Source organism: Haloarcula sp. MBLA0138 (assembly GCF_055632455.1).
This window is the reverse complement of the sequence record NZ_CM145746.1, coordinates 213,189-224,260: the sequence shown is the minus strand read 5'-3', so window position 1 is coordinate 224,260 and position 11,072 is coordinate 213,189. Positions and strand designations below refer to the sequence as shown.

Genomic DNA, 11,072 nt, shown 5'->3' with positions numbered 1-11,072 from the left:
CGTGCGGTACTGCGTCTGTGCGTGCGTGTTGTGTCTCATACTGTTGGATTTCCTATGTCGAATCGTTGATTTGCTTGTAGAGGCTGTGCAGGACCTTCACGACGAGCAGTTTCACGACGAACAGCCCGCCGACGACCAGTGCCGTGTTCTGCGCGATGCCGGTCGGGATGAACCCGACCTTCGGAGCGATGGAGAAGCCAGCCACCGAGACGGCCGTGAATATCGTCCCGAGCTGGCTCCAGAGGGTCCCCGCGACAGCGACGACGACGGGCAGCTTCAGCACGACGCCGACGAGCGCCGAGATGCCGGTCGCCTTCGCCGCGGGGTGGGCAGCAACGGCGTTGAGTGATGAACGGACGCTCACGCGCTCTCACCCCGCACGAAGTCGGCGAGGCGGTACAGCCACTCGATGACCCACGTCACAAGTGCGTCCGCCAGCGAGCCGATAACCGGGATGGACCCGAGTGCGTCCGAGAGGGCTGGCCCGGTCGCCACGAGGAAGAGGACCACGGCCGCAAACGTCAGCGACCACAGCACCAGCAGCACGAACGGAGCCGCTGGGCCGAACTCGGTTGCGAGCGTGATGAGCCACTCCTGCCAAAACTCCACGCCCATCCACGCGCCGTCAACGACGAGGTCGAGCGTGTCCACGAGCGACGTTCCTGCGCTCGATACGCCGTTCTCGACGATACCGTAGCCGTCGTCAATGACGCCGGCGACAACGCCGACGAAGCCGGCGATGGCTCCGATGAGATACTCCGTGATGCGCTGTCGGACCCAATCCGACGGGCTTGTCGACGGAATCAACGAGCCCTCGTTCGCACTCATAGGCGCTCTCGCACCTCCGCAACGACGAACCCGAGACCCACGACGACCACGAGTGCGGCCGGGAAGGCCGCGATGCCGAGGTCTCCGATAGCGGCACTCGTCTCCCCGAACGCTGCATCCGACACGACGCCCGGAGTCCCCGTCAGGCCGCCGACCACCGCTCGCACGAACTCCCCAGCTTTCTGCAGCGGAGTGACGGCGAACAGCGTGAGAGCTGTGTCGACGATACTGGCGAAGTTCGATGCCGCGACCGTCGAGAGCAGCCCCAGCGACGACATCACGAGTGTCTTCCAGTCGACTGCGGTGTTCTTGTCCACCGCGAAGGTCTGCCAGCCGTCACTCACGCCGGGCACCTCCTGAGGCGCTCGCCGACGGCTCGCAGGCCATCAGACTTCTTCCTCCTCCTCGCCGGCGAATGGGAGCCACTCTGGAGCGTCGATGCCGCCAGCCCCCGGGAAGATGTTACTCGTCGAGCCCTGCTGACGCGCTCGGGCGATTACCAGCGCCCCGAGGACGACGACACCGATAGCGAGCGGGAACGCCAGTGGGCCGAACTGCGCCCAGATGCCGCTCGCAAGTGACGACGATGACTCCGTCGCGCCCGAGGAGATGATGCTCGCCCCGCCACCGAGGAACGAACCGATGAGGTCACCGATCCCCTCGCCGAAGGCCCGGCCCGTTGCGATAGGGATACCCAGAAACGCCCCGATGGCGTCGGCCAGCGACGCGAAGAACGCGATGACCGGCAGCAGGAGCGTCTTCGGGAGGATGTTCGTCCAGCTACTGTCTGAGACGTTGGCGATGGTCTGGAGACGGTTTGTCCAGCGGCCGTCGCTACTTGCCATCAGCAGTCACCTCCCGAGTTAGTGTCGGACATCGGAATCACGCCCCTCGGCTCGGCCCCATGAACGGGATAGCCCCGCGAACGTAGGCCCAGATGCCCGACAGCGTCGCCAGCGCGCCGCCGATGAGCGGGAGGTTCCCGAGGCCACCGCCACCGCCCGGCCCCATGACGGCCGCACCGCCCGACGACAGCGCGTTGTCGACGGTGTTGAACTCGGACTCGACGAGTTGGAGCTTGATGACGGCGTAGTTCGTCTGCCCGGGCTGAATCGTGTCGTCGACGGTAACCACGTCGCCCTCAGAACTGAACGAGGACGTGATGTCCGTCCACGAACTGATGTTCTCGGGATCGGTGTCACCGACGCCCTCCGCGTAGCTGACCTCGATGTAACGGTCCGAGAGGAACGACTGGTTCATCGTCGTCTCGATGCCCGAGTAGGACAGTTCGTAGGCACTGACCAGTCCCGTCGGCGCGTAGACCGTCGCCGTGCCGTAGTAGCCCGGCCTCTGGTCGGTCTGGTTCATCGAGTACTCGACAGCCGACGCGTCCCGGTCGCTCCGGTCGCTGACGAACTCGATGCTGAGGTCGTGGACCGTCCCGGACTGGAACGTCTGGCCGAGTGAGTCCAGCGACACCACCGCAATCTCACCGGGCGTCGTGACCTCGGTGATGGTCTGTTCTTCGAGCTCGTCGTCGCTGTCGTTGTCGACCAGTTCCGTGCCGTAGTCCCACGTCGACATCTTCTCGACGTTCAGCGCCGCGATGCTCACGTCCGCATCCGCGTCAGCGACGACGACATCGACCGACTGGATGTTGTCGAAAGTGCCGTCACCGTCGGCGACGAGGTTCATCTTCCCGAGCTGCCGCTGGAAGACGTACCCCTCGCCCTGTGCGCTCCCGATGAGGTCTTCGCCGGAACTCCGAGAGGCGTTGACCTCGGCGACGTAGTAGTCGCCGTTCTCGTCAACGACCCGCACGTCGACGGTCGCGGCCGAGTCGAGTTGGTTCACGTCCATCGCCACCTGCAGATAGCGCTTGTTCTCGTCGCTCGTCACCGAGAAGTTCGAGAACGTGGCGGTCGCGGTGTCGCCCGTCGCCATCGAACCACCGGTAGCGATGTTGACCGCCTCGACGCCGGGAGCGGTCTCGGTATCACTCGCGGTCAGCGCCGTGTTGCTCGTGTCCGAGACCGTGGTCGACCACTCACTCGCGTCCAGCGCCGACACCGAGTTGTTCCCCTCTTCGGTGGACTTGCGAGGGAACTCGCCGTAGTTGGCGATTTCGAGGTCCGTCGCGGTGTACGCGAACGGGTTGTCGACGGACTGGTTCACGTGGGACGGGTGTGACACCAGTTCTCCGTTGTCGTTCTCGTACTGAATCGGCTCCCAGCTCACGTTGTAGGAGTCGATGGTTACCGTGCCGTGCGTCTCCGGGTTGACTACCGGCTCGCTGGACTGTGCGACCGCCCCACCGACCGCGCCACCGATGACGGACGCGACGATGAGGGTCGCCAGCAGCAGCGAGCGAACCGCTGTCTGTGGGTTACTGAGTCTCATGTTCAGAGGATGCGCTATCACGGGCGCGAGCCGTCGTTCGGTCGGTCCATGCCGTTCGCGCGCCGATGTACGTCAGCATCGCGCCACCGAACAGTGCCGCGAGCGCCGGCAGTCCCGGTGATACGGAGCCGCCCAACAGCGAACCCGCGGCGGCCAGCAGCCCGCCGCCGAGCAGCAGTGCGCCCTTGGCAGCGTCATCCGGGAGAGCGACGCCACGCATCTCGACCTCCGTTCGCTCGCCGTAGCCATCCGCCGCGAGGTCGTCTCGGTCGTCGTGATAGACGACACCGACCTCCGGCGGGACGTGGGCGACGGCTTCGTCCACGTCGACGTACACCTGCCCATCGAGTTCGGGCGTGCTGACGGCATGTTCTTGGCCGTTCTGCCGGACGGCGACTTCGCCGTCTGTCACGCTTGCCCCCCGTGGTCGTTTGGCAGGTCGGTGGGATCTCTATCGAGTGGTCGGTCACTCCCGAGGCGGGTGGTGGTTCGCATGCCGCCGTAGAGGACCGCGATGGCGGCGAGGGTCGGGAACGCCGCCAGCAGGACGCTGTCAGTCAGCGCCCCACAGACGGCGGAGAAGCCGAGACCGACCACGATGGAGACGCGGTTCGCGGCCCGGAGCACGTCCGGCTCGGTCGCGGTCACACCGGGACCTCCTCAACCGCGCTGGTCGTGTGGTCCGTGGTCTCCTCGTGCACCGCTCGGGAGCGCTCGACGAGGCCATCGTAGTCGGCGTCGTCGGTCGACGCCTGCGCGTCGCAGTCGTCACAGGACCAGCCCGTCACGCGCCACCTCCGGCCAGCAGCGAGGCGGCGAGGTCGCGGCTCGCGCCGGCCGCCTCGCGTCGTGCTCGGGCGCGGCGTCGCTCGTCGACGTTGCGCCACTCGGTTCGGAACGGTCGGTGCGGGGAGTTGCCCCCGCTGTCCGGCAGTTTGTTGCCGGTCTCTGGTTTCGCCATAGTTGGGTAGGGGTACAGCCCGCGGCTGTGCCGCGGGTTGGTCGCGCGTGGCTGGCTCAGCTAAAAGGTCGCCCGCTGAGTCGGGGATTCTGGTGGGATAACCGCCAGCGACTGGGGGCCGTGACTGCACTTATTAGCCAGCACTCGACAGAGGTCCTATGCAGAAACTCCAGAGCCGGGGTGGCTCCGGTATGGTGACCATTCCGAAGTCGTTTCTCGACCGTGACGACCTCCTCGACGCCGACGGCGAGCCCGACGAGGCCCATCTCGCCGTCGACCGACTCGGAGAGCGTGTCTACGTCGCTCGGGTGTGCGACGGCGACGTGCCCGAATTGAGTGAGTGCGAGGTCGTCCAGCGGCTGGCGGCCGAGCGGATTCTCGACGAGGACGTGTTCGGGCAGCGGCAGGGTGAGTGAACGCGGACTACGGTAAGGTCGTATCGAGACCGCTGAGTCTTAGTTCTGCTGGGCAATGTTGATAGCCGCGTTCACGTCGGCGTGGACCTGATACCCGCAGTCCCAGCACTCAAACTCGTCACCATCTCTGAACGCTGGGTTCGTCTCACCACATTCTCGGCAGGTTATACTAGTTTCCTTGGGATCAACCGCCTCGATTGGTATCCGAGCCTCCGTAGCCTTGTACGCAAGCTGGCGAGTTAGCATGTCATGAGGCCAATCGTGGATTGGGTCAGCAGCCGTCTCTCGGTAATTAGTCAGGTCTTCGAACTGAATCTTGCATGGTGCGTGTTCCGCAGCAAGATCGACAATCCGCCGAGTCGCGGTATGGGTCTGCTGCTCGGTATATCGCCGTCGATCACCTCGCGTTGCACGGACGCCGGCCAAGTCGCCTTGCTCAGAAAGCCGTTCTCGACGTGCGTCAAGTCGCTCGCGGTAATGGCGGAACTCGCGGCCGGATTCCATCTCGACAGTTTCAACAGTGCCGTCTGTTACCACCGCGACAGCATAGAGGACTCGCTCGCCGAGATCAACCCCAATGACTGTGTCGACATCACCCGGTTCGTATACCTCAACTTCCTCGCTGATGCTGACATGCGCGTATAGCTCTCCATCGTCCTTTCGCAGCTCCACGACTCCAAGCTCTGCGGACTCGTCTTCGTCGACCACTTTCTCAAGCCACTCCCGTTGGTACTGGCCGGCGTTGATGTGGAACCAAATCGGGTCCGATGCAGGCTTTAGGAGCGACACACGCAGGCCGAACCCACGCTCGTTCTGCACGATCTCTCGACGGCGCTTTGAGCTTGAAGAAGTCGACATCCGGTAATACGAGGCATTGCCAAACTCGCCCTGTGGCGGGTCACCGGGCTGGCCCCGCTGGTTCCACGAATCAAACGCTTCCCGGACCTTGCCTACGGCTGCATCACGGTCGTGGGCATAGATATTGAGAGCGTCGAACTCCGCTCGCACTAGCCGCCGGAGTTGGCTACTTCGACTCCCCCACTGATATGTGTAAAACGACGGAAGGATGTCAGCAGTAAAGGACGCCACGTCCTGCCACTCCTCAATGGCTTGTGAAACACGTTCGAGCTTTCGGGTGGTCACTTCGAGTTGCAGCCGAATCGTACGGGTAATCTCTTCCGTTGTTGTTCCACAGCGGAAGTCATCAAGATCAGATTGTGGATTATCGCGCTCAGAAGTCATACTGCCTCCGTGACGAGGCCGTCACTGTGAGAGGGCACGCCGTTGTTCTGCTCCCCCTATCTATATAATCCTAGGCATGATACTACGAGATAAGCCGTCGTCGGCTACATGTCGTCGGCGGAGCGGGGGTGTTTCACCCCGTCGGTGAGGCTGATTGTGTCTCGCCGGAGCGCGCCCGCCGATGAACCGGCACGAAGCCAAGAGCCCTGTACAAAGGCTTGGTATCGGCCGTGGAGGGGAAAACACCAGCATTGAAAGCTGGGGCTGCACAGGCGGTAGTAGACTGACAGGGGTGGCCCTCCCGAGGATACGGGAACCTGTGGCCGGAACTCATAGACCTCCCGAGCTGCGGACGAGAAGAAACCCGCAGCGAACGCGGATTGTCCCGCGAGGAACGATGTCTGAATAGGCACGAGCGCGTATCCCTCCGTACACAGAGGAGTGTCTTCCAACGCTCCGAGAGAACGGAAAAAGAAATCTATTCATACCCGACTGACCCGACACCCAACTCGGGACTTCGTCGACTGTTATAAACTACGTGTACAGCTGGGGTCCACGAATCGAGCGGTCGTTGTGCGTCGCTGCATATCGTCCAACAGGCCTCTAAGTCGATTTCATCCCCCCTGTCCCAACGGGGCGAAAACACCGACCGGGACTGAAACGCGTCGAACCTGCCTGCGTAGACCTTTAGGCCGTAGGTCCCAACGGGGCGAAAACACCGACCGGGACTGAAACATACGCCTGTCCGAACGGCCATCGGGACTGGTCGGTCCCAACGGGGCGAAAACACCGACCGGGACTGAAACTTGCGGTCCTTGCCCAGCATCCAGACTACGGAGAGGTCCCAACGGGGCGAAAACACCGACCGGGACTGAAACACAAAGGGCCGCGACAACGGCGCTACCGAGAAGTTTGGTCCCAACGGGGCGAAAACACCGACCGGGACTGAAACTTCGGATGCCCGAGATTAACAACGAAACCGTCCGTCCCAACGGGGCGAAAACACCGACCGGGACTGAAACCTGACCTCGGACGTGCCGGAGGTCGACACGCTGGCGGGTCCCAACGGGGCGAAAACACCGACCGGGACTGAAACACGTACTGCTGCATGCCGTTGGACTCGATGACGACCAGTCCCAACGGGGCGAAAACACCGACCGGGACTGAAACAGCGTGATGTCGTCGTCGGCGGGCGGGTCGCCGGCGGTCCCAACGGGGCGAAAACACCGACCGGGACTGAAACAGTGACCTCGACCAAGCCACCCTAATGGCTGACACGTCCCAACGGGGCGAAAACACCGACCGGGACTGAAACTCGACGACACGGCTCCCGAGAGCGCTACCGATGCGGGTCCCAACGGGGCGAAAACACCGACCGGGACTGAAACAGAACCTCGAAGCCTTTGCGATTGATAGCAACCGGTCCCAACGGGGCGAAAACACCGACCGGGACTGAAACTCGACGGACGACCCGCTCGCGCACCTGACGGGCCAGTCCCAACGGGGCGAAAACACCGACCGGGACTGAAACCTATTGGTCTGGTTGACGAGACTCGTATTTGAGCGGTCCCAACGGGGCGAAAACACCGACCGGGACTGAAACTACCGCACCACCTTCGTCCTCGTCAACGTCGACACGTCCCAACGGGGCGAAAACACCGACCGGGACTGAAACCTCTAACTCCTGCTCGTCTATCTCGCCGGCCGTGTAGTCCCAACGGGGCGAAAACACCGACCGGGACTGAAACTGGCGTTCGGGACTCAGCCCGCGCACGTCGGCGGGTCCCAACGGGGCGAAAACACCGACCGGGACTGAAACTGGCGTTCGGGACTCAGCCCGCGCACGTCGGCGGGTCCCAACGGGGCGAAAACACCGACCGGGACTGAAACACGACTACCACGTCGATTCCAGTGACCCTATCGCGGGTCCCAACGGGGCGAAAACACCGACCGGGACTGAAACTCGTACGCTTACGACACGCTGAACGACTACGACACGGGTCCCAACGGGGCGAAAACACCGACCGGGACTGAAACCGATTTTGGATGGGCCGCAAGAGTACCCTGCGGGTTGTCCCAACGGGGCGAAAACACCGACCGGGACTGAAACTGGATGCTCGCCATCGGTTGGTGGCTAGCTATCCTGTCCCAACGGGGCGAAAACACCGACCGGGACTGAAACCGAAACAGAGGGAGTGGTATCTAATGGTGCAGATCCGTCCCAACGGGGCGAAAACACCGACCGGGACTGAAACGGCAGTGACGAATCGCATGGAGCAGTTGGAGGACTACCGTCCCAACGGGGCGAAAACACCGACCGGGACTGAAACTAACTTCGAGGCGTTCAATTCGGGCTTTGCGTTCGTCCCAACGGGGCGAAAACACCGACCGGGACTGAAACGAGTGCCTCCTTTAGATACGAGAGTCCCCACATCTCGTCCCAACGGGGCGAAAACACCGACCGGGACTGAAACAGGATGATGTTGCCGTCGGCGTCCGTTTTCGGGGTCCCAACGGGGCGAAAACACCGACCGGGACTGAAACGTGTCGTCCCGTTGTTGCCGTCCGGGGCGTAGACGTCCCAACGGGGCGAAAACACCGACCGGGACTGAAACGGTGAGCCCTGCCGGCGGAGGTCGGCCCCGAGGTCGGTCCCAACGGGGCGAAAACATCGACCGTGACTGAAACTGGAAGCGAAGGCGTTGGTCTACTTCGACCAGCCAGTCCCAACGGGACGAAAACACTGACTGAGACTGAAACAGTCGCAGCGAAACTGAATCGCTATCGTATCTCTACGTGGTTCTGAATGTCAACCTCCAGCGACAGTGTTCGGTCCAGCGCGTCGGCGAGGTCTCGCTGTTGACCGCGAGTAAGGTCGTCCCGAGCGAGGAAGTCCTCCAGCACGTCCGCGAGGCGGGCCATGTCGTCACAGGCCAGCGTCACCGCGTCGGTCTTGTTTCGGTCGTAGAGGTCAGCCGCGTCCTCGATGGCATCAAGGCGGTGCCAGTTCCCGTCGTCGAAGCGGATTCGCATCGACTTCGGCCGGTCGTTTCGAGCCATGCTCGTGAACACGAGACCGACATCCTAGATTTTTGCGGTCACTGGAACAGGTCGAGTATATAAACACGAGGCGAATCAGGCCGAGTCGTCGCTTCGTTCGGAACGGGGAAACTGTCGCGGCCCCGGTCTGATGAACACGACGGACGAGCGCTCGTGTTCATATTCGGGATTCGGCTGATATCGAGACGCAACCCCTCGCGGTCGCGTTGAAGACGTACCCGCAGAGCTAATAATAGTTCAATCTGATTGACGAATGTGAAACGGAGAAAATACATTGCCGCACTGGGGACGAGTGCGCTCGCTGGTTGTCCGCGTTCGGTTACCGAGGACGGGACAGGTACCAGAACAGATGCACAGATCACTGACGAGGACGACCCCTCGTCCTCAACTGCCGCCGGGACATTCACCCCCGTAGTTACAACGACAACACAACAAGAGACGCCCGACCCACCGGGCGATAGGGAAGTGATTAGCGACGACTTCTTGGGAGTGAGTATATTCGACTGGGCATATAAACATGATATCCGGTACTTCAATTCTGAGTCTCAGGAGTTGGACACTGTATCTCCTGAAAATGGCTCTTTTTACTCGGTTACTTTCGAGTTCTCAAATTTGGGAGATGGCTCTATCTCTTCACTTCCAGACAATAGCGATTTTCAGTTAGTGGCAGACGGAAATCGGTACTCTACGACAGATAGTTTACCTGAAGGAATCGAGTGGGACAGTGTTCGTCAGCGCGTCGATGTACCCTCAATCCTCGAACGTTCTGAATCTGCGGATGCACCGATACCCGGGGGCTGGGAACTATACACTATCTGGTTTGATGCACCGGAAGACCCAGAATTTAGCGTCTCTTGGTCGGATTATGGACGAATTAGCCCCCCGATATAGAGTGATTTGAGAGAACGATCTGGCGGCTATTTTTCGTCCTTTGGTTTCACTTTCACTCCGGAAGGCTTGCTTCTTTGCCCCCATCTCTCGACACGTCAGTCTACGATGATTACAGACGCCCGCGCTTTGAAGCCTGATTTCGTTCCGCGCGACCTCTACCATCGGGACGGCCAGATTGACCACCTCTCGTCCGTGCTCGCCCCGTCGGCGCTGGACCGCGCCGAAGACGTGTGCATCTTTGGTCCCAGCGGGGCTGGAAAGACGACGATAGCGAAGTATACGCTGTCTCAACTGGAGCGTGAGATGTTGGGGATTCGCTGGGGCTATGTGAACTGTATGGCCGACAGTACCCACGCCGCTGTGCTCCACAAGCTCGTCCGCGAGGTCGGGCTCGGCGCGGACCTTCGACGGGAAGGCACGCCGTCCTCGGAGGCCATCGACCGGCTTCGAGAGAGTGACGACCAGATCGTCGCCGTCCTCGACGAGGTCGCCGTCCTCGGGGAGCAACCGTTGCTGGCGCTGTGGGACGTGCCGAACGTCTCGCTCATCTGTATCACGACCGACGAAGACCGCTGGTTTGCCGACCTCGGATCGGCGGCGAAGTCACGGATGCGGAGTTCGGCCACGATTCGCCTCAACAAGTACAGCTACGCCGAACTACTCGATATCCTCGAAAGCCGCGTCGACCACGGCCTCATCGGCTCGCGTGTCGACGACGAGGCGCTGGAGTACATCGCGGATACCGCTGCTGGGGATGCCCGGCGGGGGATAGCGATACTCCGCCGAGCGGCCGACCACGTCGAGAGCCGAGACATGCGAGATTTGACGGCCGCGGTCGTGGCGAGCGTCATCGAGGATGCCGACGAGGATATTCGAGAACGGCGGGTGCGGTCGCTCGGCACGCACCAGCGGCTTTTACTGCGCATCATCGAAGAGGCCGGCGAGATAGACAGCGGGACACTTCATGCACGCTACGAGAATCGGTCGCCATCGCCGAAGTCCAGATCCAGCCGGTGGCGGTATCTCAAGAGCCTCCAGCAGTACGAATTGATCGACTCGGTGGGCGAAGGGCGCGGGTGTGACTACGTCTCACGGCTGTAGCGGTTTCGTTTCATCTTCCTCTCACAGACGGACCGCCAGACTGCGGCATTTCGTCCCACTTCGTCCCAATTCCGTCTCACTATCGTTTGAGGGGGTATCAGTCGGGCGAGGGGCTTATTTTCATCGCGATAGTTGTGTGTGTACCGTTTCGTCCCACCCGCCCGCCCCAGTGC

General features: G+C 61.9%; 14 protein-coding genes and 1 CRISPR repeat array. Of the genes, 3 read left to right on the top strand and 11 right to left on the bottom strand.

The window, feature by feature from the left end:
• Window positions 1-52: 52 nt before the first annotated feature.
• From ACV7JO_RS01205 to ACV7JO_RS01165, 9 genes are read right to left on the bottom strand one after another with little or no spacing between them, the layout of a single operon-like run.
• On the bottom strand, window positions 53-364 hold the full coding sequence (locus ACV7JO_RS01205) for a hypothetical protein (RefSeq protein WP_470354517.1): 312 nt from the start codon (window positions 362-364) through the stop codon (window positions 53-55).
• A complete protein-coding gene (locus tag ACV7JO_RS01200; RefSeq protein ID WP_470354516.1) occupies window positions 361-828 on the bottom strand; it encodes a hypothetical protein in 468 nt (155 codons plus the stop codon). Before ACV7JO_RS01200 ends, ACV7JO_RS01205 begins: the two co-directional genes overlap by 4 nt.
• Entirely contained in the window at window positions 825-1,172 is a 348-nt protein-coding gene (locus tag ACV7JO_RS01195; RefSeq protein WP_470354515.1) for a hypothetical protein, read from the bottom strand. Before ACV7JO_RS01195 ends, ACV7JO_RS01200 begins: the two co-directional genes overlap by 4 nt.
• Window positions 1,173-1,214: 42 nt before the next feature.
• Entirely contained in the window at window positions 1,215-1,673 is a 459-nt protein-coding gene (locus ACV7JO_RS01190) for a hypothetical protein (protein ID WP_470354514.1), read from the bottom strand.
• 37 nt (window positions 1,674-1,710) lie between these two features.
• The gene (locus tag ACV7JO_RS01185; protein ID WP_470354513.1) at window positions 1,711-3,228 is read right to left on the bottom strand and encodes a hypothetical protein; all 1,518 of its coding nucleotides are present in this window, start codon (window positions 3,226-3,228) and stop codon (window positions 1,711-1,713) included.
• Window positions 3,215-3,640, bottom strand: coding sequence for a hypothetical protein (locus ACV7JO_RS01180; protein WP_470354512.1), 426 nt, complete (start codon window positions 3,638-3,640; stop codon window positions 3,215-3,217). The genes ACV7JO_RS01185 and ACV7JO_RS01180 overlap by 14 nt, the downstream gene beginning before the upstream one ends.
• Window positions 3,637-3,876 (bottom strand): hypothetical protein, encoded by a 240-nt coding sequence (locus ACV7JO_RS01175; RefSeq protein WP_470354511.1) that lies wholly within the window; start codon window positions 3,874-3,876, stop codon window positions 3,637-3,639. The genes ACV7JO_RS01180 and ACV7JO_RS01175 overlap by 4 nt, the downstream gene beginning before the upstream one ends.
• On the bottom strand, window positions 3,873-4,016 hold the full coding sequence (locus ACV7JO_RS01170; RefSeq protein WP_470354510.1) for a hypothetical protein: 144 nt from the start codon (window positions 4,014-4,016) through the stop codon (window positions 3,873-3,875). Before ACV7JO_RS01170 ends, ACV7JO_RS01175 begins: the two co-directional genes overlap by 4 nt.
• Window positions 4,013-4,189: a hypothetical protein gene (locus ACV7JO_RS01165; protein WP_470354509.1), complete on the bottom strand. Its 177-nt coding sequence runs from the start codon at window positions 4,187-4,189 to the stop codon at window positions 4,013-4,015. The genes ACV7JO_RS01170 and ACV7JO_RS01165 overlap by 4 nt, the downstream gene beginning before the upstream one ends.
• Window positions 4,190-4,347: 158 nt before the next feature.
• Between ACV7JO_RS01165 and ACV7JO_RS01160 the strand changes: the two genes are divergently transcribed.
• On the top strand, window positions 4,348-4,605 hold the full coding sequence (locus ACV7JO_RS01160; protein WP_470354508.1) for a DUF8053 family protein: 258 nt from the start codon (window positions 4,348-4,350) through the stop codon (window positions 4,603-4,605).
• Between the two features lie 39 nt (window positions 4,606-4,644).
• Here the strand turns inward: ACV7JO_RS01160 and ACV7JO_RS01155 are convergent, their stop codons facing one another.
• Both ACV7JO_RS01155 and ACV7JO_RS01150 read right to left on the bottom strand, forming a co-directional pair.
• Entirely contained in the window at window positions 4,645-5,847 is a 1,203-nt protein-coding gene (locus tag ACV7JO_RS01155) for an RNA-guided endonuclease InsQ/TnpB family protein (protein WP_470354507.1), read from the bottom strand.
• 625 nt (window positions 5,848-6,472) lie between these two features.
• Window positions 6,473-8,607: a CRISPR direct-repeat array (repeat unit 37 nt; unit sequence GTCCCAACGGGGCGAAAACACCGACCGGGACTGAAAC).
• 21 nt (window positions 8,608-8,628) lie between these two features.
• On the bottom strand, window positions 8,629-8,907 hold the full coding sequence (locus ACV7JO_RS01150) for a DUF7692 domain-containing protein (protein WP_470354506.1): 279 nt from the start codon (window positions 8,905-8,907) through the stop codon (window positions 8,629-8,631).
• A 255-nt stretch (window positions 8,908-9,162) separates the two neighbouring features.
• On the opposite strand from ACV7JO_RS01150, the gene ACV7JO_RS01145 reads away from it, so the two are divergent.
• Together ACV7JO_RS01145 and ACV7JO_RS01140 are read left to right on the top strand one after the other, a co-directional pair.
• Entirely contained in the window at window positions 9,163-9,798 is a 636-nt protein-coding gene (locus ACV7JO_RS01145) for a hypothetical protein (protein WP_470354505.1), read from the top strand.
• A 105-nt stretch (window positions 9,799-9,903) separates the two neighbouring features.
• Window positions 9,904-10,899 carry a Cdc6/Cdc18 family protein gene (locus ACV7JO_RS01140; protein ID WP_470354504.1) on the top strand — a complete coding sequence of 332 codons (996 nt, stop codon included), beginning with the start codon at window positions 9,904-9,906 and terminating at the stop codon, window positions 10,897-10,899.
• Window positions 10,900-11,072 lie beyond the last annotated feature (173 nt).

Bases quoted from the DNA above. Each gene is read 5' to 3' on its own strand.
- ACV7JO_RS01190 (WP_470354514.1), bottom strand. From the start codon at position 1,673: ATGGCAAGTAGCGACGGCCGCTGGACAAACCGTCTCCAGACCATCGCC.
- ACV7JO_RS01155 (WP_470354507.1), bottom strand. From the start codon at position 5,847: ATGACTTCTGAGCGCGATAATCCACAATCTGATCTTGATGACTTCCGC.
- ACV7JO_RS01140 (WP_470354504.1), top strand. From the start codon at position 9,904: ATGATTACAGACGCCCGCGCTTTGAAGCCTGATTTCGTTCCGCGCGAC.
- ACV7JO_RS01185 (WP_470354513.1), bottom strand. From the start codon at position 3,228: ATGAGACTCAGTAACCCACAGACAGCGGTTCGCTCGCTGCTGCTGGCG.
- ACV7JO_RS01165 (WP_470354509.1), bottom strand. From the start codon at position 4,189: ATGGCGAAACCAGAGACCGGCAACAAACTGCCGGACAGCGGGGGCAAC.
- ACV7JO_RS01160 (WP_470354508.1), top strand. From the start codon at position 4,348: ATGCAGAAACTCCAGAGCCGGGGTGGCTCCGGTATGGTGACCATTCCG.
- ACV7JO_RS01150 (WP_470354506.1), bottom strand. From the start codon at position 8,907: ATGGCTCGAAACGACCGGCCGAAGTCGATGCGAATCCGCTTCGACGAC.
- ACV7JO_RS01200 (WP_470354516.1), bottom strand. From the start codon at position 828: ATGAGTGCGAACGAGGGCTCGTTGATTCCGTCGACAAGCCCGTCGGAT.